Genomic DNA, 24,925 nt, shown 5'->3' on the forward strand with positions numbered 1-24,925 from the left:
CCAACCACTCCTCAACGAAAGATTAAACAAACAATGGAACAACGCATGACCACCTGCTCGAAAATCGCCTTAACTCTTCTGTCCTGCGCCTCAGCACTGATGCTGGCTGGTTGTGGCAAGCCGGAGCATATCGACCTGCTCGGCGTCCGAGCTGGAATGTCGCTCGATGAGGTCAAGGCCGCAGCCCCTGCCGGCGCATCCTTGTACTGCCTGGGCGACGGCGACATTATGTTTGATCAGCGTGCCCGCCTGCCCCCGAGCACTACGCTCAAGTTCTGCACCTGGTCAACGCTCGGCGCCGACGGCACTCGAAGCGTCGCCCAGCTTCAACTTGGCAACGCAACGAGCTTTCAGCAGACGCTCGCGTTCAGTTATTCGGCGGCCGGGTACACGCTCAGCTCCTTTGGCATCGAATTTCCCTCTGCGGCTTTTAGCGGGATCGTCACGAGCCTGACGGAGAAGATGGGCAAGCCCGACTCAGCGGCCGGCTTCGCCGGACTCAACGAAACTGTTCAGTGGGATGGCAAGGACGGGACGCTGAAGGCCGGCCTCGACGTCTCCGGCGCGCCGATCGCGCTGGTGATGTTGCAGCGGCCCTCGACTCCGCGCAGCTGATGGCGCCGGCGACACAGAATGTACACCTCCTCCATTGGTAACCAGGCCTACACTATCGCGGTCTGGATGTTTGCCGACTGGCTCAGCCGGAACCCCTTGATGGCGGGCACTCCGCCCCAGCATTCGCCTCCTACCTGGACAACCGAACAATGGGCGCACGCGGCGACACTGGAAGATGCCTTGCGCCTGTTCGGCGCCGACGAAGACAGTGTTGAATTGCGGTCCATCAACACCGCGACGCCTACTGAGGTACGTCGATGGGTACGGGAAGACGAGCGTGACTTATGCCGCGCCGATGATGGCGTCCTGCGTCGATTTCCCGACCAGCTGCTACAAATTCTTCTCATGGGACGGGGAGAGGTCGAGCTGGACGCGGCCGGCGCAATGGCTGATGCCGTCGATCTCTTCCGCAATGTGACGCAGTGTTCTTAGCCGGTGACCGGCGAGGGAGATGATATGGAAACAATCCGGGGGCTTCTTGTCTGGATAATCGACCTTCACGACACGGACGCGATGAATCGGGTAGTCGCCGCTCAGCGCCGTGCAGGGCGTCGCATGTTCTACGCGCTGGTGACTGCCTCGGTCCTGTGTGCAATCAGCCTGGTCATGGCGCCCGACGTGTCGACTACAGACCTGGCAGCGCCACCGGCTGCTATCGCGTGGAAGCTGGCCGTCGCGCTAGCGGTCGGCGCGCTGATGACAACGGTCGTTGGCATGATGTACATCGCGCGGTATGTCATCCTCTTGCGATGGCCCGATCGCTTCGTACGTGACTCTGACTAGGGCGGAAGGCGAGCGCCTGAGCAATCGTTTCAGCCGTGTACAAAGCGGATCAGGAACGCCCCGGCCGTCCCAATCACAAGAAACGGCCACGACCGTAATGACAAGCGCCAGTCGACGCTGGACGGCCATGCCGCCATTAGCAGCTGCGCGAGACATAGCCACAGCATTGCATCCCACGCGGACGGGTGGAATCCATGACGCACTCTTAGCCATGCGACGACAGGTGCGATTGCAAAACCGAGCAGCGGAGCGAGGCTGGCAGGAGCCGCGTTCCACCACCGCACGTTCGCGAATACGACAGCACCGAACACGTAGGAACCGTCCGCTGCGCGATGGGGCCATAGGGACAAGCGTACCGGTCGCGCCAGCGTAAGAAATCCGACGATGAAATGCAGCAGTTCGTGTGCGATCGTACCCGGGAGCGCCACCAATGCGAAGGCGAGGTTGGCACGACCCCAGCGCGCTAGAAGCAGCGCGATGATCGCTGCCGGGCAAAGATATGCCAGCATCGATTTAACAGGCAGATGCTGGACTAGCGCGAGCGAGGTCACCATGAGTCGGCCGAGGGGCGCGCAGCATTATTCACTGCGCGATTTTCAACGTCATATAACCGTTGGCGTATCCAATCTGGAAACGGTTGAGTACGTTCATTCCCAGCAGGGGGAACTGCAGGTGCTCGACGACCTGCACGTCGACGTCGCTGACCGTAAAGCCGCCGAAGCTGAGGATGTTGGCCTTGCTCGTCCAACTGGTTGCCATACCGTTAGCGGTAGAAACGACAACCTGCTGGCCAGCGCGAATCCCTGCATTACGCGCCTCGTGCAGCGGAATTGCCGAAACAGTGGCGCCTGTGTCGACCAGGAATACGACCGGGTAACCGTTGATCCAGCCGGCGAGGTGGTACTGCCCGTCCGCTGACCGGGGCACCAGATAGACCCCGCGATCCAGTTTCGGTGACTCGTTCTGGACCGGCGACCGCGCGGCCAGAGGCAGCTGCGCTGGAGCATAGTTGCGACCGTCGAACACCCCGAAATGGATCGTCTGAGTGTGGCCGTAAAGAGGGAGCATCATCATGCCAGCTGCGAGTGTCGCCGCGGCTGCGGCTGGCGTGGAAACGAAGAGAGATCGTTTCGCATGCGAAAGCAGCTTCAGTGTCATTCTGCGGTATTGAAAGCGTGCGGGACGGCCTGGGATAGATCGGGCATTGCATCGCCGGCTGCCCATTGCACATGGTTGAGCCGGTCGTTTTCCAGCAGCTCGCCAAGGGCCGCCATAAAGCCGTCGGACGCGTTGCCCGGGATCATATACACCGCGGTGTGTTTCTCCGACGTGTCGCTAAGGATCACCGAAGCGAGTGGCCGTGAGGACGGGAGATTGTAGCGGAGACCTTTAACGAACCGTCGTCCGTTCGTAACGAGGCTGTCCAGCAGGTTTTTTTCGTCGACGTTCGAAAACGGCAGCCAGTGCTCGTTGGCAAGCATCAGGGCCATTTCTTCGATGTCTGCAATGCCGGCACCGCCCACGCTAAACGTCGCGATCATGACGAGGTGAATTTCGGGGAATGCGTTCCAGAGACTGACCTCGTCCTTGTAGACCTTTTCGAGCCGCTTGTTCAGATCGCTGCTCAACATGAACGGAAAATCTGGAACCTGCTTCAGGATGACCTTCTTTCCGTAGCGTGCTGCGGTCACTTCCTTGATCTCGCCGACAACAATGAAGAGCTTCTGTCCCGTCCTGCCAGCGCTCTCGGCAGAGGCGATGAGCGCGCTTCGCCGCTGCGCGATTTCCCCCTTGCGATCGACGTAGAAGGGCTCGGGTACATAAAGCGTACTCGGCAGATGCAGTCCTTTTGTATACTTGCCCTGGGCCGCGCGGACCAGGTACTTGTGGATCGTGGCCCAGCTGCGCTTGCCCTCCATCGCTGGATTCCAGTGCGTCAGGTGCGCTTCGTCCCACAGAAAATGCAGCAGAGACCGGATGGTGAGCTTCGAAGTCTCGCCCTTGATGCTTTCCTGCTCGCTGTTGCTGGGCTGTGGCGGCGCTCGCCCCGGAACCTTGTTCAGGGCGAAGTCAAGCCGTAGGGCCGTCGTTCCGTCTTCGATATCTTCCTTGATCGCGTGACCCAGTACCTCGCCGAGCCCACTGAGTTCCGCCGGCGGGTCGTACGACCCACAATCAGCGGCGTGGCCTGCTCCCGACTCTGGCATTCGCTTGATCAGATAGTGACCGTTCGACTTCGCGACGTACATTGGAATCCCCGGCCGCACGCAAAGGCACAATGGCCGGATCTTCGTGTGGTGGATACGGCCGAGTGCAGCCTGCAGTGCGGGACCGTCTTCGTCGAACAGCCGTCCGTCGATCTCATAGCGTTGCATTGCCAAACCCCGTTTTTTTAAGTGCTTGTAGGACGCAAGGTAGCGCTTCCGACGTTACTCGGTTCACGGCTCATTTATACCGCGGCTTTGCTCCTGCTTTCCCGGCGTCATTTCCTGACTCTGCTCGACCGACTTCTTCTGATCGACTTCCTGATAGTTCATCTGCACTCTCTGGCCAACGCGAACCGCACCGCTAACGTCTGAACGGGCAAACTCAACGGCATCCGTACGTCCAGTTTGCACGAGCACGTGCTTGTCTGTGACCCTGATCACCTCGCCGCGCACCACGATGTTGGGATCGAGATCGCTTGCTTTCGTGACACGTAAATGGGTTCCCGCGGTCGCCTTCGCCCCGGTCGGCTCATCGCCATCCGCAGTCAGAACAGCTTGCCCGCTACGTCCTGTCGAGCTTCCTCGTTCTCGTGCATCTCCTTGACTCCTTTCATGGCGCTGCGAATCCACTGCGAGGCTATCTCGCGGTGGGAGTCCGGCTGCCTGTCGGTAGGCGGCATCGTCGATTCGTCCGGCGTCTCGCTGCTGTTCGATTCTGGTTTGGAGTCGTTGCTGGATGTGTTCATAGTTGCCCTCTGATCTCAAGACGTTGACGTTTTCGAAACCCTGCAGATTGACCGGGTTGGACCGGTCGCGCACATCAATGATGTCGAGAAGTAGATTATTTCCGAAGTATGCGCTCAGCTGCGAAAGCGAGTCGGGCAGGCCACCGACGATCCGCGCGATGGTTCCGATGCTTGAACCCCGGCCCTCCTCGTAGAACCGCTGCAGCGTCTTGTCGAGCGCATCTTCGACCTTGGGATGTACGACCATAATATGCGCCCGGTAACCGGCATCAAGCACCTTCTGGATCTTGTCGCGGCTGGTGTCGAAGCTCGACATCTGCCCCTCAAAAACCATCACGGCATCCTGCGGCAGTCTGTTTTCCTTGAGCATCAGCGACGTTTTGCCGGCCCCTGGAGAGCCGGTCAGGAAATACACCGTGTCACGGCCCGCTTCGCGCTTCCCCTGGAGGTTTTCGGTGAAGAGGGCGGAAGACAGAACCGCCGCCGTGTTGTGCACCGGCTGGTTGTATCGGTTTCGCGCCTCCCGCGACGCGCTGAACTCCGGGAACGTCTCCTTGAAGAGATCTGCCGCAACGTACCGTCCCTCGAACGACCGGACATCGCTTTTGTAGGCCTCGATGTACTTCTCCGGCGCGGACCTTGCCGACTCTATCGCCCGCTCCTGTACGCGGCGCCGGTCCGGTTCGTCGAAATTGACGTACCGGATGTTTTCAAGCTCCATCTCACACCCCGCATAATTTGATTTTGTTAACCTGCATCCGTGATTTTAATTCGTTTGTCACGGTTGGCAAAACGTCTTCAGATCTTCCCGGCGATCCGCACTCGATGCCTTGCCGCAACGTGTTGAAATTACAACGGTTAACGGCCCCGACGAAAAGCTATGACATGGTTGGTAGTGCACAACGGAAGGTCGTGCATCGCCAGAAAAACTAAATTATAATCACCCCGTCGCCTGATTCAGTTTTTTACACAAAACGGCGCGCACACTACGGGGACGTAATGAGGACCGACCATCCCAACGCCATCTTTCGCAACCGAACGCCAGTTCTTCTCGGCGTCGTTGCGATTCTTCAGCTGCTCGACTGGCACAGCACGCTCACCGCACCGCATGGTCGGCATGAGTCGAACAAGCTCCTTAACTGGATTTCCCAGTGGATCAGCTTTGCCTACGAGTTGACGCTGATCAAGGCCGCATTTCTGCTTTTGCTCGCCATCGGCTATCTCTACTGGCGAGCGCACAAAGGAATGTATGAGCTGGAGTACGGCCTGTGCCTCGCCGTACTGATCGTCGTTTACGGCTGCGTCGTCCTCAATAACTACCTGTCCTAAGCCATCGCCGTTACGGGGATCGGGGACCGTCATGAATTGTGTCGGTACATGCTGGCGTGGTTTTCACAGCCTTGCGCCGCGCACCTGCATGCCACGCTCCGACGCCGCACACCGCAGATGGATTTCTGTCGTATCAACCGAACCGTCTGAAAGTTCGATCGCCGATAACGGCACCAACCGGAGCAACAGACTCATGCGAAGCATTTCCAAACTCACCGCCGCGCTCGTTATCGCGGGCTACGCGGCACTCGCTCACGCCGGTTTCCCCGAGGAGCTTGTCAAGCGCTTTCCGGCCGCTCAGGGTGCCAAGATCCAGCCTTCGATTCCCGGCTTCTGGTCGGTCGTCAAGGGCAGCGAAGTCTTCTTCGTGCGCGACGACTTCTCCGTGCTGATCACCGGGAACGTCATCGACCTGCGAACCAAGCAGAACCTGACGCAGGCGCTCGAACAGGCGAACCGGCCGAAGATTGATGTGGCACAACTGAACCTGAAGGATGCGATCCGCTTCGGTAGCGGCTCGCGAAAGCTCTATGTCTTCTCCGACCCCGACTGTCCTTACTGCCGTCGGCTCGATGGCGAACTCACCCAGCTCAAGGACGTTACGGTCTATATCTTCCCGTTCCCCCTCGCGCAGTTGCACCCGAACGCACCCGGCGTATCGGAAGCCGTCTGGTGTCAGTCGGATCGGGCGGCCGCGTGGGCCAAATATCAAGACCTTGCGCGTGACGGTTTCTCCGGCCCGCCGCTCGATGCGGACCCCGAAGCGGACTACAAAAAGCGATCGGCGCGCCTGATTTCTTCGTGGCGCGATTACCTGCATTCGCGCCGTCAACCCGATCAGCCGACGTGCGAGAACCCCATCGCCCGCAATCTTGCGTTCGGTGAGAAGTGGAGTATCAACGGCACGCCGGCCCTGATTTTCGAAGACGGAACGCTGGTGCCCGGCCTGACCCCCACGGCCCGTATCGAGGCGCAACTGACGCAGTCTCACGCAAACCTGACGGCATCCAAATGAGCACCCTGAAATTTCGCCTTCTTAGCGCCGTTGCCGCGCCCGGTCGCTACACGGCGCTCCATGCCGGCGTCGTCACGCTAATCGCCACGGCTGTTTTCATGATGCTGACAGCTGGCGACCTCGGTCCGTTGGGGCCACTAATCATCGCTGCATCGTTCTACGTGATTTTCGCTGCGGTGGTGATCGAACTGGTTCTCGGGCTGATTTCCTTCGGGCGTTGGCTGGCCCGAAGGGGCTTGAGCAAGTACGCGTGATGATCCGGGCCTTCGTCACGCTCGTGATCGCGCTGGGTATCTGCCAATCCGCGCGAGCTGACGCTGACCTGCGGGCATGCTTCGAGCACGCGGCGCAGCGTCGGCACATCAGCGTGAAGCTGTTGCTTGCAATCGGTCACGTGGAATCGCGCTATCGGCCAGGAGCGGTCAACACGACCACGGGCGCGATGGGGGTGATGCAGATCATGCCGTTTCACCTGAACTGGCTGAAGCGATATGGCATCAATCGTGACGATCTGCTAGACGGCTGCACGAACATCAATGTGGGCACTTTCCTGCTCTCCGACTTTATCCGCATGTATGGCAATACCTGGCGTGCGGTCGGCGCATATGGCGCGGGCATCGCACCCGGCAACGAAAAGGCACGGCTCGAATACGCGCGCCTCGTCCAGCAGCAATACGAGCGGTTGATGAACCCGGAGAGCGAGCCTGTGTTTCCTCGAGCCGCCCGGATCGAGACGCAAGCGAGGCCGACGCGACCAACAATGGTGGTGGACAAATGAACAGAAGATTTTTGCAATGCGTTGTGTTCGCACTCGCGGCCACTGCGCAGCTTGCTTGTGCCGAAGACCTCGGCGTGAAAGCGCAAACCTACGCGCTCGATCGCGACGCCACGGAGCAGATCAAGGACGTCATGCGTCACAAGCAGCAGAGCGGCGAGATGGACACGTTCTGGAAAAACTACCGGGACAAGGTGATTGCGTCGATCAAAAACCCGCCGTCGCTCGGCGTCAGAAGCGACTACACGACGCGCACGGAGTTGCACGACCTTCGGTTTGTGATTCCGTCGGACTATAAAGACCAGAACGGAAACGTGATCGTCAAACGTGGCACGGTTGTCGAACCGTTGAAAGTTATGCCGTTGACGTCTGGCCTGCTGTTCATCGACGGAACCGATCCAAAGCAAGTGGAGTACGCAATCCGGCGTAGCCAGCGGGAACCGATGAAGATCGTGCTCACGGCCGGCTCGCCGTACCTGATGCGCATCAAGTATCAGAACGTCCCGTGGCGCGGTGAGAAGGGCGTGCCTTTCTATTTCGACCAACGCAAGATCATCATCAGCACGCTCGCAAAGCTGTATGGCATCCAGATTGCCAGCGTTCCGGCTGCGCTATTCCAGCAGGGTGACAAGCTCGCCGTCCAGTTCGGTATGGGAGATATGAAATGAGACTTCTCTCGCGATTCTGGATTGCGATCGTACTGGCGTTCAGCCTGTCGGGCGGCGCCCAGGCACAGCAGATCTGCAACGGCAGTTTTCCCAATCTCATTAACGACGTCTGCTACGACTGCATATTTCCGATTTCCATCATGGGGGGGTTCATCAACCTCGGCGTTTCCTCTCAGGACTACGACACAGGCGCGAGTTCTTTTCCGGTCTGCGTCTGCGCCAACAACCTGTCGGTGGGTTCACCGGTCTCATTCTGGGAGCCGCGCTACATGGTCGATACCACGACAAAGCCCGGCTGCATGCCCCTGCTCGGAGGAATCGACATCAACACGCCGTACAACTCCGACGAGTACGGAACGGAGAACTACACGACGGCGCATCTAAACGGCAAGCGAAAGTCGGCCTTCGTACAGGTCAATGAGTACATCAATCCAGTCATGTCGGCGATCGGCGTGGTGGTGAACAACCCGTGTCTGGACAACCGCTCTTTCGACGTACCTTTCCTCAGCTGGGCAGATCCGACATGGAACGATGACTCGCTGTCGCTAATGCTGACGCCGTATGCGTATCCGTTTGCAGGCGTTCCAAGTGTTGCGGCCGAGCTGCCCGACGCGATATCGGCCACCTTCGGCTTTCCCTCGGAAATCCTCTTCTGGGTTGCTGGGGCCTGGGGCCCGATGTATCCGCTGGACGGCAACGTCGCTGTTGCGAACACGCAGGAGCAGGTTTCGCATCTGATGATCGCACGCTTGTTTGCAAAGCTGCACGCAGCCGGGGCGCAGCAGTCGACAGCTGGTCAGGACGCTCTTCAGTCATGCGGCGCCCTTGGCGTGCCGCAACTGATCATGGACAAGCGGCAGTACAAGACGAACCGGACGTTTCCGTTTCCCGACAACATGTGCACGCCGATCGGTCGGCCTCTTGCGTTTCAGGAGATCGGCGCGTCCCGTCCGCAGGACAAGGACTACGGGTACTTTCTCTTCCAGCGCAAGGACTGCTGCGCAACCTACACGGTCGCTCAGTAAAGGAGAGCAAATGAAAAGACTGCTCGCAACCATCATGCTGTGCTGTGCGGCTTCGACCCACGCTGAACAACCGTCGCTTGTCGATTCGATGACCGCACCGTGGAACACGCTGGTATTCGTCTCCACGAGGATGCCACAGGCCTCCGTGATCGAGCTGGCCCGCGAGGCCAGTCAGGCGGGTGCTGTGATTGTGCTCACCGGCTTTTCGGACGAAAACGGCACGCTGACTGCGACCCAGAAGTATGCCGCGCAGATCAGCAGCGCCTGCTGTGGAAAGAAGCCTGCCCATTGGATCATCGATCCCGTTCTGACCCGGCGCTATCACGTCACTGCAGCACCGACGTTTGTCGTTGCTCACGGCGAAAGTGACGACCCTCGCGAGTACTCAAAAGTCGCGGGCGAGATCAGTCTCGCCCAGGCACTGAAGTTCGTCGCGCAGACATCGAAACTGCCTGCCGCGAGGGACGCGGCGAGCCGCGTTTATTACTCGGCCTACGGCGATAAATACTAATTGTGATCAGTCTTCCTAGTGATTAAAATAAATGTATGACAAAGTCCAAAATGATTCTTTCGGGGTTAGCCGTCGTGTGCGTGCCGGCGTTTTCGGCACCAGCATCGGACGGCGTCACGTACGTCCAGCAGGGTCGGTACGTGTCGGGCGCTGTGGTCGTTGCGCCGGCGAATGGCGGCGAATATGTGTACTCGTCCAAGCCGGCTGACGACGGACGCGGCACGCAGCGATTCATGCTGGGGCAGGCTCCTCGCCAGAACTATGACCTGTTCAGCTCTGTGGAAGAGGCCGCACTCTGGCGTACTCGGGAACTCCAACGCGAGGCGATGGCGGCGGCGAATGCGCGGGCGAGAACGAAGCACGTCAGTCGACGCGCGGCGCCGAAGCTCAACTGGCCCAAGGTCGTTCTCGTTGGCGACAGAACGTGTGTCCCGCAATCAGCGTTTGCGTCTGCTTCGGACTGGCAGCAACACCTCGTCTGCTGGTTCGCTGGAGATCGACGTGTCGAATAAGACCTTCCGCATTCCAAAATATGGCGGCGCTGAAAGCGCGTTTCTAGGCGTTGAGTTCAAAGACACATACATCCTCATCGTCAGCGTGTTCGTTGCGCTAGTGGCAGGAAAGATCTACGGAACTGGCGCGTATCTGGGTATTCCGTTCGTCGGCTATCACGCGAACAAGAAGTACATCGAATGGCGTAGCACCCGACTGCCTGGTTTCATTCTGGTCTGGCTTTACCGCTTCGGGCTGCGAGGGTTTTCGAAAGGGTTCAAGTCGCAGCGAACGGTGTATGTCGGGGATGCCACGGTGATCAACCCCGCCTCGGACCGTCTTCTATCTCAGATGATGCGCAAGCAGGACGTCGCTGATTCCGAACAACAAGTCACTGAATAGGGCAACAACGATATGGACCTTCCGAACCGAAACAAGTCAGTCGCGGAACTCCGAAAGAAGAATGACTTCCTCATGATCGTAGTGCTGTGTCTCGCCGCGGCAGTACTGCTGTGCGTCGGCAAGGTCGTCTTCATGTCGGAAATTGTTGTGAACCGTGTTCCCGGCATGCCCGATGGCGCGAAGATCGAGCGAAACGGCATGGACGTCGGCGCGCAACAGGCGACCGCCTATGCCGTAGCTTCGGCGCTTGCTTCTGTTAATCCGAGCACCGGTGAAAGCATCAAGAAGTTTGTACAGCCGTTTTTCTCCGCCGCTGCCTACACGAAGGTTAGCCAGGCCATTGACAGCAAGGTAGCAACGCTCAGCATCCAGCACGAGCTGGGCAGCTACTACTTCATCCTCAAGCGTTTCGAGGCGGACGACAAGCTGGGTAGGGTATTCGTGCTTGGCGACGTTCACACGGTCAACGCGGCAAGAGATACAGCTGAGCCGTGGGTCTTCGAGTTTCCGGTGCATTTTGCCAACTACCAGATGATCCTCGACGACGCGATCGCTTATTCCGGTGACAAGGCACATAACTCCGAATGGATCAAGGCTCAACAAAAGAAATGAAGACCACCACACGCTACCTGCCCGCGCTGCTGTTGGCCAGCCTTGGGCTCTCGCTCCCGTTTGCCTCACGCGCTGACAGCGCGCCGGCCACGGTTGATTTCGGCCAACCGACTGGCGCAGTTTCCAGTTCGACGCCTTTTCCGTCCGCCGGCGCGCAAGGTGCGGCACCGACCCGGAAAAAGGTGGTCGCACATGTAAAAAGCAAAGCCGCGCGCAACGCGCTGACGGTCGATTCGGCAATCGCTGTGAAGGCGACGCCCGCCAAAGAAATCGACTTGCCCGGTGTACTGCACGTGCCGGGGGAGAAGCTGGGCATGGACGATCCGACGCGCTCACAAAAGGTCTCGTGGACCAATCAGGGATCGAAGACCGTCTATCTCAGTGTGACCGAACCGAACCGCATCGTGCTTCCGTTCAAGAACCCGTACATCGTGCGGATGAGCGATGTGACGGTCGACCATCGCCCGGAGAGCAACAACCTGTACGTATACTGGAACGTCAATCGTCCTGAGGACGCGCAGCCGCGACAGATCTATATCGAGCCGCCGGGTGGTGGTGGTCAAGCCCTTGGGCTCGAGATTGTTCCGAAGACCATCCCGGGGCAGACGATCCTCGTTGCGGACGATACCGGCATTACTGCGAGCCACAAGCCAAAAACAGGTGACAGCAGCGATTACGTCACCCACGTTCAGGACCTGATGGCGTCCGTCGCGCTCGGCGAGTCGCCGAACGGCTTTTCGCAGGTCGACGTGAACCTGCCGCCGATTGGGATGGATGGATTAACCGTGACGGCCGACACGCGCTACAGCGGTCAGGAAGGGGACGTTTGGGTCTACACGGTGAGGAATCCGCGTCAGACGATTGCACAACTGCGGGAACAGGAATTCGACGGCCCCAACGTGCTTGCGGTTTCCATCTATCCGAAGCCGTTGCTGCAGCCTGGCGAAAGAGCCCGGGTCTTTGTGCTGGCCCGCAAGCGTGAGGAGCAGTGAGCATGGCACTTGAATGGCAATGGCTCGACCAGAAGAAGCAGGAATGGAACGACATGCAGCCTGGGTTCCGTTACCTGCTGATCGCGGTGACCGTGCTCGGCACGGCATTTATCACGTACAACCACTTCACGCGTCGCCCGCCGCAGACCTCGACGAGTGCAGCGTTACCCGCACAGACCGTGGCGATGCCGACCCCCGCTGCAGCTCCCGCAACCGGGGCATCGGCTCCCACGTTTACGGGTGTCGTGGGCAACGTGCTGCCGTCCTCGCCGCGCAATCAGGGACTCGAGAACGTCGTGACGGACATCGAGAGCCTGAAGTCGCAGCTCGCGGCACTCCAGCGGCAGCAGGGTGGAAATCCCGCGCCTGGGGTCGTCAACACGCCGTTCAAGGCGAGTGCCCCCGCGCCGACGACGCCCGCCACCGACAGCCAGGGTTCGAATCCGCTCGGCAAGGACCTGCCGGAAGCGGTGAGCTTCGACCAACCGGGCTCGCGCGCCAAGGCACGGCCCATTGACGCGTCCGGCGTGACAGCGAGCGCAGATGCCGCAGCGCCTGCGCCCCAGGTGGCGAACCTGCCGCCGGCACGTCCGACGATGATCGCCGACCCGGTCCCTGCCCGATCCAGCAGCGATGACGACAAGCGCCCCGATCTGGTGCTGCCGATGTACACGGGCATCGAGGCCGTCATGCTCTCTGGGATCAACGCGCGACCCAGCGGCTCGAACGGTGGAGGAGCTGCCGGAAGCGTGACATCCGCGCTCGACGTTGGCGCGCCGTTCGTTTCGCGCGTCAAGGGCATGGCGATCATGCCCAATTCGTGGAAGGCCAGTGATCTTGCGAACTGCTTCGTCGGCGGCTCCGCGACTGCCGTGCTATCCGCCGAGCGGGCCTATGGAATCGCCGATCACATCAGCTGCATCTTCAAGAACGGTGACGTGTACGAAGCGCCCATGAAGGCCTATGCGCTCGACGTTGACGGCACGCTGGGCCTGGCGGGGAAAGTGGTCAACAAGCAGGGTGCGATGCTGATGCAGGCCGCGTTGACGGGTATGGCTGCAGGCCTTGGCGCTGCGCTCGCGCCGAGCGCGGTGCCCAGCTACAACACGAACGTCGGCAGCGGCTCGGAGCAGAGCTACACCTATCCGAGCCCGAGCTATCTGGCGGGCACGGCAGTAGGCCAGGGCATCAATCACGCGGCAACTGAGCTGTCGCAGTTCTATCTGAACTTTGCCAAGGAGACCTTTCCGGTCGTCGAAGTCACGGCAGGCACCCGTGTGACCTGGATTCTCAAAGAAAACCTCGTGTTGAAGAAACGATTGGTCAACAAGGAAGCAGTCCAATGAGCAACCTTAAAAGCAAACTTGCGGTGATCGCCATTTCCGTTTGCGCTGTGCCGGTCCTATCGGGCTGCCCAGCCGCCTTTAATCCGATCGGGTCTAACTCGTACGACTGCAATCGCAAGCAGGACCCGTCGAGCATCTACTGCCACAGCTTCAAGGCTGTTGAGGCTTCGACAAACGGCGAGTTGCCGCCCAGCCGCTTCGACTCCGAGCTGAACTTCAGCCAGTACGACAAGGCGACCGACATCGCGCCGGTCGGCCAGCGCAATACGGCGGCCTCCCCGATTCGCTCTGGTTCGGGCGAGCCGGTCGTTATGGGCTCTGGCGGTCCGGCCGTTCAGGGATCGGCGACTCCAGGAACGGTTCGCACGGTTGCCGTAGACGGCATGCCTGACGGCATGCCGGTCCGTGAGGGCCCCGTTATCCAGCGGACGTGGATCAAGCATTTCGTGGACGGCAACGACATGCTGACCAGTGACACCACCGTCTACAAGGAGATCGTTGGCTCGCACTGGTCAGGATTCGATGGGGGCAACCCCGCCGGCGCCGCGCGCGGCGTCTACCCACACAAGCCTGCGGACAGCAAGGCGCTCGAGGCCGCGAAGCCCTCGCAGCCCGACACGTCCCAGCGCACCGATTTCATCCAGCCAGGACCGCAAGCATCGGCTGGTGAAAGTAGCCCAGGCAATTCCTTGCCGTCTTCAATGCCACAGTAAAAGTAGAGGAAAACCATGAAACAAAATGCTGTCTTGACTCACGCTCACGCACCGGCACGCTCGTTCCGGCCCGTAGCCGTGATGGTGCTTACGATGGGGGCGATGCTTGTTTCCGTTGGCGCACTCAACGGTGGTACGGCGCTGGCCGCAAGTGCGTGGGACACGCTTGTTTCGACCGTCCAGACGATGCTCGGCAGTACGCTCGTCATGGCGCTCGTGCTGCTCTCGCTGATCGTAACGATCTGGCAACTCGCGCATGGCGGTGGATACCGCAACCTGACCGTTGTGCTGGGCATTCTGGCGACTGCGCTGATCGGACCGTCTCTTGTCCAGACCGTTGCAACGGCGACGGGCCCGGGCTATGCGTCGACGGCACATCAGCTGGAAACGGTCGATCTCGCGCACTGACCCTATCGCGACACCTCGTAGGAGAAATCGCGGCGCGTCCATCCGGTCGCGCCGCGTTCCGCTGACGCCGACAGAGAGATTCATCTTGACTGCCAAGATCACGCAAAGCCGCACCAAACGTGCGAGCGACATCATTAACCTCGAAACCTATACCCCTGATTCGCATCTTCTGATCAGCAAGGCCGCGGGCGGAGAGAAGCCGTATATCGGCGCGGTCTACCGTATGAGTCCCCTTGCCGGCGGCGGCGGCGAATTCAGTACCGTCGTGCAAAACGTATTCAAGGCGGTCCCCGACGACTCGGTGATCACGGTCAGCCTTCTGGTTCAACCTGACCACCATGCTCCAGCCGCGTTTGCCAAGGGCAAGGTGAATGGCGGCTATGTTGTTACCGACCTGGTCAACAGGCAGCGCAGGCTGTATGAGCAAGGCCTTCGCACCGGCACGCTTGCCGACATGGGCATGATCAACAAGCGTACGGTGTATATCTCGCTCGCGGTGCCTTGCCGCAAGGCTGACGCCGAGGTCATCGAACAGGCCGAAAACCTGCAGACCGAATTCCTGACCAACGTGCGCGACTGCGGCTTCCGGGACGCGCAAAAACTTACGCCCGGTCAGGTCGTGGGCACCTACCGGCAGTTCACAGACATCTTCAACGAGCATGGCGAAGTCCAGCTCGACCAGATGATCGATCTGAAGTACCAGATCTACGGGCCCGATCAAAGTTTCGATTTCTCGGACTCGAAAATTGGCGTCATCAACGAGGACACCTACTGCTCGGTCGTGACCACCAAGAGCTACCCGGTTGAGCCGTTCCACGGCATCATGAATCTGGTCAGCGGAGCGCCCTTTAACAAGGGGCCGACGAAAGAGGGCGGCGGCCAGCGTATCGAAACCGCCTACATCCTGTCCACGACGGTGCGGGTCGCCAGCCAGCGCAAGGAGTGGACTCGCATGGAAAGCGCCATCAAGTCGCGGACCACTGCACAAAACTTTCCGATCAAGCTCGGTGTCGAAGACACCCAGGCAAAGCTCGCGGATCTGCTTGAGCTGAAGCGCCAGGTCGCTGAAGACGGCCAGAAGTTCGTGTACGCCTCGACCAACGTGTTTCTGTTCGGCCGCAAGCGCGAGGAGGTGGTGCGCGCGACTGCGACGGTGAAGGGCACTCTGGACAAGCTCGGCTTCGACGCCCGTGCGGTACTTGGCACCGGGCTGGTTCGACTCTCGCAGATTCTGCCCCTGAACTTCTCGTCCGCAATCGCCAACAATGTCGACGGCGAGGCCGTGATGGCCAGCTCCGAAGTGGGGTGCCTGCTTCCCGTCTACGGCGACTATCTCGGTAACGTCAACGCTTCATACCCGGTGACGGGCGCTGCGTACCTTACGCGACGCGGGTCTATGCACTACTTTGATCCGTACGTCAGCAATTCCAACTACAACGGTGTGCTCGCCGCGAAATCCGGTGCCGGCAAGTCGTTCAATCTGCAGTACATGATCGAGTGCGACCTGGCTCAGGGCGATTTCGTCATGCTCTTCGACAACGGCAAAAGCTCCAAAAAATTCTGTCGCTCAGTCGGAGGCGAGTTTAACGAGTTTGGCGGGCCCGATGGCTATCGACCGTCGCTGACGCCGTTCACTGGCCTGTCTGACGACGATTTCGACGCCCAGCAGGAAACGATTACGTCCCTGCATATCATGATGGCGTACGACGGCGAGACGCCCGACTCCGGCGCCCGGATTGCCGCGAACGAAGCGGTCAAGGCGGCTTGGGGCAAGGAGGGCAACAAGGCCGAAACCTCCACTGTCATCGACTGCCTCGAAAAGATGGTCGAGCAGGCTCAGTCGAATCCGATCAAGAACCAAGTCATCACGGCCGCTGCCAACCTCATTCCGCGCCTGAAGGCGTTCGTGGAATCGCCAACTCGCGGCCCGTACTTCCGCGGTCCAAGCACGCTGAATCCCCGCTCCCAGTTCACGGTGTTTGAACTGGCGAGCCTCGGCGATGACGACCACCTCAAGCGCGTTGTGCTGTTCTGCTGCCTGAACGTCCTGATGTCGCGCGTCAGGACCATTCCCGGCCGGAAGCGCATCTATGTCGACGAGGCGCAGGACCTGTTCCAGGTTCCGGCGGCCGCAGCCGCGATGGAAGGGCTCTATCTGAAGGGCCGGAAAGAAAAGCTCGCGGTCTGGATCATCGTCCAGTCGCTGCTGAAGATCGCCGGCTTCCCGGCCGGCGCCGTGATCCTCCGGCAATCGGCGTGGAAGGTAATCATGGAGCAGGAACCTGAAGAAATCGACGCGGTGATCGCGCAGAAGGTCATGACGGCATTCGCCGACGATCCGTATTTCAACCGCCTGTTGCGAAGCGTTGAATCGAGAAAGGGATTCTGGAGCGAGTCCCTGATCATGGGCGACAAAACGTACGAAGTTGTCCGTCTCTATGTGGACAAGTTCACTGCAACGCTCTTCAGTTCTGAAGGTGACGATCGCGACGTCGTGCTGCAACTCATGGATGAAGGCATGGACGTGCTCGACGCAGTCCGGAAAGTGATGGGCGACAAGAAAGCCCGCCGCACCGAGTGGTTCCGCAAGATCCTCGCAATGTGCACCGATCACGATGGACTCACACCGAACGAAGTCATCAACGAGATAAAGGAGCTGCAGTAATGAAAGGACTTATGACAGCGGGCTCGGTGCCGTACTCCGTCGTGATGATGCTGTCGCTTGCGGTCTACCTCATGGGACACCAGACGGCCAAACCGGCTCCGCGCATTGCGGTGGCCGAGAAGAGCGCGGTCATCCTCGAGGCCGCCCTCAATGATCCGTCTGCGTCCCAAGAGAAATTGAAGCAGCAGGTCGCCGTGCCGATCCGTGGGGTGATCCAGCGGTACGAAAAGGCTGGCTTCGTGGTGGTTAATACCAGCCGCAATGATCAGGGCGATATAACCCTCGACGCCCTGCCGGCTGACACGATCGACATCACGAACGAGCTGCGCACTGCCGTGCATCTTCCTGTGCAGAAACCCGACGTTGCGTCCCCTGCGCCGGCGGAAGCGACTGCTAGCGCGAGTGCAGCGGGTGCCCGTCAATGATCCACGACGCAGCAGCAAGCGCAGAAGCGCCGGCCTACGATCGCGGAAAGTTCCTCATGTTCTTCCTTGGGGTGCTGCTCATTGCGTGGGGGTTCTGGAGCAAGCCGATCATCACGATCGGTTTTGACCCGCAAAACGAGCGCTGCCTTCCCGACCTGCATCTAGCGCTGCTGGTACACCGTGCTCCCGCAGCGGTCCACGACGGCGATCTGCTGTTCTGGACGCCGTCTGGCGCGTTGGCCGGCTTCAAGGAACGCTTCATCCTCAAGCAGGTTGCGGGCGTGCCCGGCGATCGCGTGACGATTCGCGACGGCAAGGTCCAGATCAACGGAAAGACAGTGGTGCAAGGTTTCCCGCTCGCGCGCTTCTACCACCGTGGTGAAAAAGAATTCGAGCGCGACGAGATCATTCCGCCCGGGGAGTTTTTCATGGTTGGTGTTCATCCCCTCTCGAATGACTCGCGCTATTGGGGCTACCTCGACGCAGGCCGGGTCGCAGGCTTCGCTTACCGTCTCTTCTGAACGACCAGTATGGTTCGCCGATTCCACATCATTCGATTCAGCTGTGCGCTCGCGTATTTGCTCACAACCACTTGTGCCTTGGCCCAGGCGGTGTCTCCGCGAGGCGACGCGTATGGCGACGCGTTTCTGAACTATCAGCCATACGTGACACCTGCAGCCCCGGCTTCTGCACCGCCGCCCGTCGCCGCAGCACCCGCCGCTCGCGCCCCCGCGCCAGCCTCTGCTCCGGCATCGGATGGCAAGCAGGCCGTCACGGTGGAATTCCTCCGCAAGATCTACCCCCAACTGGAAGAGCGGGCGATCAACAATCCGACGGATGCGAATGTCTCCGACTACATGTATGCCAAGCGTGTGATTTTCGACAAGGCGCAACGCTTTTCGGAGGCAGTGGTCCGGGTTCTTCACGAAGACCCGGTTCTGGACGAGAACAATCGCGTTCCGTATGCGTCGATTGGCGCACGCTCCGTCCGGAACGCCGACTATCAGGCGCAACAGAAGGCCGTCGAGGAGCTGTCGAAGATCGGTGGCCTCGTTGTATTTGTTGACGGCTCCTGCCGCTTCTGCGCCATGCAGCTACCGATTCTCGACATGCTCCGGCGTGGCTACAACGTCGAGTATCTGGTGATCTCGCTCGATGGTACCCGTCCCAAGGGATTCACGGGCAGCATCATGCAGGACAACGGCATGTTCCATAAGCTCGGGCTGAAGCTGACGCCGTCGATTGTCTTCGTCCCGCACCCCCGCGCCTATAACGGGCCCGTGGACCCGAACAAGTACCTGATCGTCTCGCAAGGGTTTTACGCCGAGGACGAACTGGTCAAGCAAATCGCATTTGCGGGTCATGACACGCAGTTGCTCAGTGCGGACGTCATGCGAGACCTGAACGTCTGGGACCGCGGCGTAGCGAGCACGCAAGACCTGAACAACCTGCGGCTGGACCCAAGCAAACCGGGTTCATTCAAGGAAACCCTGCAACCATATCTGCTCAAGCAGTATTAAGGAGTCGCCCATGCGTATAAAACATATTCTGGTGGCCATTGTGCTCGCGCTTGCGCCGATGTTCGCGTTTGCAGGGATTTTCGCTGACCTCGGCTCGATGGTCATGAGTAATTCGACGGCGCCTGGCGTGCTGACTACCAAGGATCGGGTGGGTGTGTTCATGGGTGGTTTCTCGATGCGTGCGCCGATCCAGTCGGTGAACCTCATCACCTTCGACCCGCCTCGGATTGATGCCGGGTGTGGTGGCATCGATCTCTATGGAGGCTCGTTCAGCTTCATCAACGGTCAGCAGCTGATCCAGATCTTCCGGCAGGTAGCCGCGAATGCGGCGGGCCTCGCATTCAAGGCCGCTATCAAGGCGATCTCACCGTCACTGGACGCGCTGATCACCGAGTTCCAGACGCTGCTGCAGAACCTGAACAATCTCGCTAAGAATTCCTGCCAGCTCGCCCATCTCATCGTCGACCCTGCGGCCGCGGCGCTGTCCAACGCGGTCAACGGTGACGGCAACATCGCCAGTACGGATTCGGGCATGCTCAGTGACGCCTTCTCCGGCCTCACGAGTTACCTGTCGAATGCGAACTCGTTCCTCAAGCAGCAGTCGGCGAACAATCCGAAGAGTGGCAACTCGCTGGTGAAGACAGTCGTGTCCTCCGGCGCATCGTCGATCATGGGCCTCGCGGGACTTCCGAACGTTGACGGCAGCAGCGACGACGCGACGAATCCGAACAGTCTGAACAACCAGATTCTGTATGCGCTGCTCGGGTACAACATCGATGCAGTCCCGTGTAACAGCCTGAACCAGAGCGGGCAAGGCGTCAGCAGCTCCACGCCGTCCGGCAACAGCATCGGCCAGGTTACCTGTTCGGGCCCGGCATTGATCACCCTCGACGACATTGTGAAGGGCGGCGGCACGGGCTCGCTGCGTCCGAGCACCCCCTTGTCGCTCTACCGATGCGTGAACCCGAGCGGCAGCATCGCAGGCGGCATTGACGCACAGATCTGTACGCAGATGCAGGTGGTGTCGTTCAACTATCAGGGCATCGAAGGTTGGGTTAATACGATGCTGTTCGGCCAGGCTGACCCGGCCAACGGTGTGTCCGGCTCCTCCATCGTCGGTCAGGTCAACAGCGGTACGTCGACAAGCTTCACGACTGCACAGGTTCAGTTCATGAAGCAGGCGGGCGTGCCTCTGGCCGCGCTGCTGTCGAAAACGTCGAATCCGAATACCCGCGTTGCGATCGCGCAAAGGCTTGCGCCGCACATCGTGGATTGTGTCGCCTCGCATATGGGCGAAGTGCTGTACAAGGGCGCCAATCTGATTCAGACCTCGACCGGCTTCGATCTCACCGACGACGAAAAGGACCGTATCAAGCAGTTGCGCGGCGACTATCTCGTCAAGCAGACCGCGTGCAACAACAGCGACGTGATGCTGAAGATCGTTACGGAAATCAACGAAGACACGCGGTTCATGTCGTCCAACATCAAGTAAGCGCAGCGAGGGGAAACAGTGGCTATTCCAACTCTCACCATCTATTCCACGAGCGCCGACCTGACGACGCTCTACGCCGTGCTGAACGGGGTAGCGATGATCTGCAAGGAGGACGCGTGGATCTGGGGCTTTGCGCTTGTTGTCGCCATGTGGCGACTGCTTGCGTCGTCCACCAGCGCCGTCCTGAGGAGCCCAGGCGGGCAGGGTGCCGCCGTCCTTGGTCATGGCGCATTCAACACACTCATGCCCTTCATTTTGGCTATGACCCTCACCAATCCGATGCTCAAGGGCACGGTGCAGCTCGAGGCAACGGTCAATGGTGCGGTTACCGAGGTCGATAACGTTCCGCTCGTCATTTCGGCGATTCCGGCCGCCGGCAGCATCCTGTCGATGGATCTGAACGCGGCATACTCGACTGCGTTCCAGACCGTTGACGCGGACTATCCCGCAATCTCGGCGAGTGCAAATGGTTTCCTGAACCCACTAAAGGTCTTGCTAACCTCTCGCACGGCGATGGTGAGACTCGGCGGTGTCGACTCAGAAGTGAAAACCGTGCTCGCAGCCTGCCTCGGGCCCGATTCCGGAGTCAACTACGCGAGCATCCAGAATCTCGTCCAGAACGCCGGCAACACGGGCGCGACGAGCGCACAGTCCATTTCGATCAACGGGCTGAACCCGACCGCTCTTGGCGCATTGCTGTACCAGGCATCGCTGAACACCAACGGCATGGTGAATGATCCTGGGCTCAGCTCGACGCAGATTCTTTCCTGCTCGGATGCCGCGTACAAGGTCGCGGACGACATTACCGACGCACTCAATTCCGTCGAATTCACACGTGTCATTCAGGGCGCGGTCAACGGCATGGACCAGCCGTTGCCGGGGGCAGACTATAGCTTCAACACGGTTGCAGCGCAGTATTCTGCAGTCACGCGGGCAAATACCCTGGGCAACGTGTTCTCCGGCGGGACGGGGCAGGCTAATGCAGAGTTCATGAATCTGCTTTTCTCGGAGATAGTCGAGACGAACCTGAACTGCCTGAAGGCGAGTAGCGACACGCTAGTGGAATGTCAGGCGACCGCACTACAGGCCGCCGAGGTCGAGCGAAACAACCTCCAGCAGGCGGCCAGCGAAGTGCCGATGCTGCGGTACGCGGGCAGCTTCGGCAATTACCTGCTTGCGATGATCATCGGGCTCGGCCCGGCCATCGTCATGCTGATGATGTTCGCGGGCATCGAGGCGGGGAAATGCGTCAAGACGGTCGCGCACATCATCGTGTGGCCGTTGCTCGTGGTGAACGTCGGCGCGGAGCTCGTGAACAGCATGATCTGCGTCGACGTGGCGAACTACCTCCAGTCGCTGCGCCAAGGCGGCTGGATCTCGCAGGCGTCCACGCTTTCCGCGTACAAGGAACTCAGCCTGCAGATTGGCGTCGGCTCCCATATCATGGCGAGCCTTCCGGTGTTGATGAGCCTGATCTTTGGGCTGGGTGAATCGTCCGCGATGACGAGTGTCGCCACAACGATCGCACCTAAAGGTCGGGATACGGCCGATAACCTCGCGCCAGCGCCCGAATCGACGCGACCGATGTTCGAGAACAGCGCGGTGGGCACGATCAGCCAGACAGGCAATGGGTCCGGCCGCCTGGCGATGACGGGTAGCCTTAACGCCGTCTCCACAAGCAATACCTTCGGTAATTCGGTACGCGAGGCCGCGCGATCACTGACCGAATCGGACACGCGGTCGAGGGCCTTGACGGCAGGGGAGTCGAACCTCGCCGATATTCGCAGCGCCATCAGCAGCGGCAACTACCAGAGCATCGGGCTGGATCGCCAGGTCGGGGAGGCCCTTGCACGCAACTTCAACGCAGAACAGCGCACAGGTAATGACATGCAGGCGGGTGGCGCTGTCACGGGCGTGCGCAGCAACTCCAATCAGACGTCCGCTGGTGGGGGCGGAAGCGCGAGCTTCAGCAACAGGGGACTTCGCTTCAACGTGGGCGCGCACGGCGACACGGCGACGAGTGCGAACGATTCGTTGCAGGACGCACAAAGCCGCACGCGTAATGAAAACTACAACGACTCCGTGGCGATGTCACGCGCCTTGTCCAAGACGATGTCTGAGTTCCAGAACACGAGTGCGGGGCAACGCTCGTCGAGTGAACTGTCCAAGAGTCTGTCTATCCAGCAGTCCTACCAAAAAACACTCAGCGAGGTGCAATCGGTCTCCGACTCCGCGAGCCAAGGCGTGCGCGACACGTCCAGCATGGTCAACATGAGTTCCACCATCGGTGCAACGGAGCTTGCATGGCAGCAGAGATCGAACAGCGAATACGCCGCGTTCCAGCTAACGTCCGGCCGCCAGTTCTCTGAGAACTCGGCTGTACAACCCTATATTGCCAAGGCCGAGTCGGACGCAGCGTCCGGAGCGACGGACCGCGTCGTTGGCGATCGTGACGCGCAGGATGCGGTTAATCGGCATCGCGCAGCGGTGATGATGGCGCAGGACGAAAAGGCCGCGCCGGCGGATCGTCTTGCAGCAGCGCGATACCTCGCGGACGAAGGCCGCGCGCTTCAGCACATGCGTTTCGAGCCCAACGTGAATAGCGGGCCAATGAACCTCGATATCGGCAAGCCGGTTGATGGCACGGGCGTGGATGGCGGCGGACTGGCGAACGCGGCCGGAGCGCGGATGCACGGACCAATGGTTGGGGCGATTCCTTCACAGCGAGCGCCGGCCAGCGTTCCTCAGGCGCATCCCACAGCTCACCCGGCGGCGGCGCACCTTGCACCGGCTCACCCAGGTTCCCGCGTGCCGAACGCTCCCGCCCTCGCAGGTCGACCGCAGGAATTGCCCAAGGCGGCGGACCCGAACTTCAACCTTGCCCCTGATCTGCAGAACGAAGTTCAGTCGAGGGTTGCCGGCGGTCGTCATAACGTTGAGCAGGCGGTCACGGGCGCCGAGCGGCTCGCTGCTGATTCCGGCCTCGACGCGAACGGTCACGGCACAGTGATCAGAACGGCTGCGAATGTCGCAGACAACGTTGTCGACGTGGGCCGAAAGGACGGGCAGTCTTCCCGTACGCGTCTGGGCAATACCGATCGTGTTGAGAAGCCTGCGGATAAGCCCGCAGCCCAGCAAGGTGAACCGCCGAAGTCTCACTTTGTACGTCGTGGCCCCGGCGGCCAGTAGAGGATTTTGACCAGCACGTAAAGGGGTGGTCTTGATTCCCGTGCATTTTCCGGGTTAGGGCGCTCTAGCTCCGACAAGGCTTTGCCTTCTGGCGCCAAATTAATATCGTTTGTCGGCTGGTTCGATGAAAAGAAGCGAGTAATACGTGCCGCCGCGGCTTTCGTTGAGAAGTGACGAAAAAGCGTCGCAGGCAACTACGTCTGGTAGTCATGCAACTTCAGAAGACATGAAACGACTCCTGGACTTCGCTCTTCGAAACCTGGCCCTGCTGTATGTGCCGGCCGTGGCGCTAGTCCTCATTTTGGTCCTTTTTTGCGCATCATGAAGCGATACGTGAACGAGGGTGTCTTGTTCAGGCGCTCGCGTCAGCCTGACACTGCCCGAGTGGAAACCGCGCCAGAGCGTTGCCCCTCTCGGAAGACCATATCGACTTGGAGCCGGCCCTTCGTAAGATTCAGGAACTGGCGCGTGAGGAAGATGGTTCGGGCGGTGCCTATTGGAACCACGTCGGTCGGCTTCTTGAACGAGTAGCGGAAATGCAGACGGAGATAGACTCGCTCACCGAGGAGCTCGAACGATGCCGTGCAGTGCTTCGCAAGACAGACTGACCCAAGAAGTAACTATGACGCTGCCGCGATTCAATCCTCAGTTGCAGTTCGTATTCGTCACGTTGCCGCTGCGAACTCAGTCGCAGTGCGTGCCCGTACTGAACGTCTGGAGGGTCATCTCTGGGAACTGCCGTGCATTGACTCTCCGCATTTAGGTCTCCCCATGCGTTCCTGCATGAAGACCGCATGGAGACGGTGGCGACTCGCCGCCTGAGATACGGCGAAGGGCCGAAGATGTGAACGGAGTGTGGCCCTAAAAGAGACTTCTGTTCTTAGCTTTTTGAAGAAAGCCTAATATCTTGGAACGAACTCTTTTTAGTATATTAGAGAATCGGATTTATACGCAGACAGCTAAGCAGTCGCGCGACCAGCACTTCGCACGAGCGC

At 59.8% G+C, this 24,925-nt stretch carries 27 protein-coding genes; 23 read left to right on the forward strand and 4 right to left on the reverse strand.

Features of this window, described 5'->3' with window-relative positions; all coding sequences use genetic code 11:
- Nucleotides 1–45 precede the first annotated feature (45 nt).
- Genes BG60_RS31900 through BG60_RS31910 form a run of 3 tightly spaced genes read left to right on the forward strand, consistent with a single transcriptional unit; the run spans nucleotide 46 to nucleotide 1,398 of the window.
- Nucleotides 46–615: a hypothetical protein gene (locus tag BG60_RS31900; protein WP_144403769.1), complete on the forward strand. Its 570-nt coding sequence runs from the start codon at nucleotides 46–48 to the stop codon at nucleotides 613–615.
- Nucleotides 616–633: 18 nt separating this feature from the next.
- Nucleotides 634–1,047 (forward strand): hypothetical protein, encoded by a 414-nt coding sequence (locus BG60_RS31905; protein WP_033536773.1) that lies wholly within the window; start codon nucleotides 634–636, stop codon nucleotides 1,045–1,047.
- Nucleotides 1,048–1,071: 24 nt separating this feature from the next.
- On the forward strand, nucleotides 1,072–1,398 hold the full coding sequence (locus BG60_RS31910) for a hypothetical protein (RefSeq protein ID WP_034473960.1): 327 nt from the start codon (nucleotides 1,072–1,074) through the stop codon (nucleotides 1,396–1,398).
- 29 nt (nucleotides 1,399–1,427) lie between these two features.
- On the opposite strand, the gene BG60_RS31915 is transcribed toward BG60_RS31910, so the two are convergent.
- The 4 genes from BG60_RS31915 to BG60_RS36525 form a co-directional block, all read right to left on the reverse strand.
- Complete coding sequence (locus tag BG60_RS31915) at nucleotides 1,428–1,952, reverse strand: hypothetical protein (RefSeq protein ID WP_235366297.1); 525 nt, start codon at nucleotides 1,950–1,952, stop codon at nucleotides 1,428–1,430.
- 28 nt (nucleotides 1,953–1,980) lie between these two features.
- A complete protein-coding gene (locus BG60_RS31920) occupies nucleotides 1,981–2,556 on the reverse strand; it encodes a retropepsin-like aspartic protease family protein (protein WP_051996774.1) in 576 nt (191 codons plus the stop codon).
- Nucleotides 2,553–3,773 (reverse strand): DUF1173 domain-containing protein, encoded by a 1,221-nt coding sequence (locus tag BG60_RS31925; RefSeq protein WP_051996776.1) that lies wholly within the window; start codon nucleotides 3,771–3,773, stop codon nucleotides 2,553–2,555. Before BG60_RS31925 ends, BG60_RS31920 begins: the two co-directional genes overlap by 4 nt.
- A gap of 63 nt (nucleotides 3,774–3,836) precedes the next feature.
- Nucleotides 3,837–5,072 carry a KfrB domain-containing protein gene (locus tag BG60_RS36525; protein WP_081851911.1) on the reverse strand — a complete coding sequence of 412 codons (1,236 nt, stop codon included), beginning with the start codon at nucleotides 5,070–5,072 and terminating at the stop codon, nucleotides 3,837–3,839.
- 278 nt (nucleotides 5,073–5,350) lie between these two features.
- Here BG60_RS36525 and BG60_RS31935 point away from each other — a divergent pair, with 278 nt between their 5' ends.
- The 20 genes from BG60_RS31935 to BG60_RS32030 all read left to right on the forward strand — a co-directional run bounded on the left by BG60_RS31935 (nucleotide 5,351) and on the right by BG60_RS32030 (nucleotide 23,930).
- Complete coding sequence (locus BG60_RS31935) at nucleotides 5,351–5,680, forward strand: DUF5658 family protein (RefSeq protein ID WP_033536832.1); 330 nt, start codon at nucleotides 5,351–5,353, stop codon at nucleotides 5,678–5,680.
- Between the two features lie 193 nt (nucleotides 5,681–5,873).
- Nucleotides 5,874–6,695, forward strand: coding sequence for a DsbC family protein (locus BG60_RS31940; protein WP_034473962.1), 822 nt, complete (start codon nucleotides 5,874–5,876; stop codon nucleotides 6,693–6,695).
- Complete coding sequence (locus BG60_RS31945) at nucleotides 6,692–6,949, forward strand: hypothetical protein (RefSeq protein WP_033536770.1); 258 nt, start codon at nucleotides 6,692–6,694, stop codon at nucleotides 6,947–6,949. Before BG60_RS31940 ends, BG60_RS31945 begins: the two co-directional genes overlap by 4 nt.
- The gene (locus tag BG60_RS31950; protein WP_235366296.1) at nucleotides 6,913–7,473 is read left to right on the forward strand and encodes a transglycosylase SLT domain-containing protein; all 561 of its coding nucleotides are present in this window, start codon (nucleotides 6,913–6,915) and stop codon (nucleotides 7,471–7,473) included. Before BG60_RS31945 ends, BG60_RS31950 begins: the two co-directional genes overlap by 37 nt.
- Nucleotides 7,470–8,138 carry a conjugal transfer protein gene (locus BG60_RS31955; RefSeq protein WP_034473963.1) on the forward strand — a complete coding sequence of 223 codons (669 nt, stop codon included), beginning with the start codon at nucleotides 7,470–7,472 and terminating at the stop codon, nucleotides 8,136–8,138. Before BG60_RS31950 ends, BG60_RS31955 begins: the two co-directional genes overlap by 4 nt.
- Nucleotides 8,135–9,163 carry a TraU family protein gene (locus BG60_RS31960; protein ID WP_033536767.1) on the forward strand — a complete coding sequence of 343 codons (1,029 nt, stop codon included), beginning with the start codon at nucleotides 8,135–8,137 and terminating at the stop codon, nucleotides 9,161–9,163. Before BG60_RS31955 ends, BG60_RS31960 begins: the two co-directional genes overlap by 4 nt.
- 10 nt (nucleotides 9,164–9,173) lie before the next feature.
- Nucleotides 9,174–9,674: a TrbC family F-type conjugative pilus assembly protein gene (locus tag BG60_RS31965; RefSeq protein WP_033536766.1), complete on the forward strand. Its 501-nt coding sequence runs from the start codon at nucleotides 9,174–9,176 to the stop codon at nucleotides 9,672–9,674.
- A gap of 35 nt (nucleotides 9,675–9,709) precedes the next feature.
- Complete coding sequence (locus tag BG60_RS31970; RefSeq protein ID WP_033536765.1) at nucleotides 9,710–10,186, forward strand: hypothetical protein; 477 nt, start codon at nucleotides 9,710–9,712, stop codon at nucleotides 10,184–10,186.
- Nucleotides 10,176–10,568: a hypothetical protein gene (locus BG60_RS31975; RefSeq protein ID WP_033536764.1), complete on the forward strand. Its 393-nt coding sequence runs from the start codon at nucleotides 10,176–10,178 to the stop codon at nucleotides 10,566–10,568. Before BG60_RS31970 ends, BG60_RS31975 begins: the two co-directional genes overlap by 11 nt.
- A 12-nt stretch (nucleotides 10,569–10,580) precedes the next feature.
- Nucleotides 10,581–11,180, forward strand: a complete 600-nt coding sequence (locus BG60_RS31980; RefSeq protein ID WP_033536763.1) for a TraE/TraK family type IV conjugative transfer system protein — start codon at nucleotides 10,581–10,583, stop codon at nucleotides 11,178–11,180.
- Nucleotides 11,177–12,172 (forward strand): TraK domain-containing protein, encoded by a 996-nt coding sequence (locus BG60_RS31985; RefSeq protein ID WP_233392240.1) that lies wholly within the window; start codon nucleotides 11,177–11,179, stop codon nucleotides 12,170–12,172. The genes BG60_RS31980 and BG60_RS31985 overlap by 4 nt, the downstream gene beginning before the upstream one ends.
- A gap of 2 nt (nucleotides 12,173–12,174) precedes the next feature.
- Complete coding sequence (locus tag BG60_RS31990; RefSeq protein WP_033536761.1) at nucleotides 12,175–13,518, forward strand: TraB/VirB10 family protein; 1,344 nt, start codon at nucleotides 12,175–12,177, stop codon at nucleotides 13,516–13,518.
- Nucleotides 13,515–14,231, forward strand: coding sequence for a TraV family lipoprotein (locus tag BG60_RS31995; protein ID WP_144403768.1), 717 nt, complete (start codon nucleotides 13,515–13,517; stop codon nucleotides 14,229–14,231). Before BG60_RS31990 ends, BG60_RS31995 begins: the two co-directional genes overlap by 4 nt.
- A 15-nt stretch (nucleotides 14,232–14,246) precedes the next feature.
- Nucleotides 14,247–14,639 carry a hypothetical protein gene (locus BG60_RS37450; RefSeq protein ID WP_075583601.1) on the forward strand — a complete coding sequence of 131 codons (393 nt, stop codon included), beginning with the start codon at nucleotides 14,247–14,249 and terminating at the stop codon, nucleotides 14,637–14,639.
- Between the two features lie 85 nt (nucleotides 14,640–14,724).
- Entirely contained in the window at nucleotides 14,725–17,304 is a 2,580-nt protein-coding gene (locus BG60_RS32005) for a TraC family protein (RefSeq protein ID WP_033536759.1), read from the forward strand.
- Nucleotides 17,304–17,729: a hypothetical protein gene (locus BG60_RS32010; protein ID WP_033536758.1), complete on the forward strand. Its 426-nt coding sequence runs from the start codon at nucleotides 17,304–17,306 to the stop codon at nucleotides 17,727–17,729. Before BG60_RS32005 ends, BG60_RS32010 begins: the two co-directional genes overlap by 1 nt.
- Entirely contained in the window at nucleotides 17,726–18,250 is a 525-nt protein-coding gene (lepB, locus tag BG60_RS32015) for a signal peptidase I (protein ID WP_051996779.1), read from the forward strand. Before BG60_RS32010 ends, lepB begins: the two co-directional genes overlap by 4 nt.
- 78 nt (nucleotides 18,251–18,328) lie before the next feature.
- Entirely contained in the window at nucleotides 18,329–19,249 is a 921-nt protein-coding gene (traF, locus tag BG60_RS32020; protein WP_233392244.1) for a conjugal transfer protein TraF, read from the forward strand.
- A 10-nt stretch (nucleotides 19,250–19,259) separates the two neighbouring features.
- A complete protein-coding gene (locus BG60_RS32025; protein ID WP_033536757.1) occupies nucleotides 19,260–20,741 on the forward strand; it encodes a conjugal transfer protein TraH in 1,482 nt (493 codons plus the stop codon).
- Between the two features lie 18 nt (nucleotides 20,742–20,759).
- Nucleotides 20,760–23,930, forward strand: a complete 3,171-nt coding sequence (locus BG60_RS32030; RefSeq protein ID WP_051996780.1) for a conjugal transfer protein TraG N-terminal domain-containing protein — start codon at nucleotides 20,760–20,762, stop codon at nucleotides 23,928–23,930.
- Nucleotides 23,931–24,925: the final 995 nt, after the last annotated feature.

Origin of the sequence: Caballeronia zhejiangensis (genome assembly GCF_000698575.1) — a bacterium.
GTDB classification, from domain to species: Bacteria; Pseudomonadota; Gammaproteobacteria; order Burkholderiales; family Burkholderiaceae; genus Caballeronia; species Caballeronia zhejiangensis.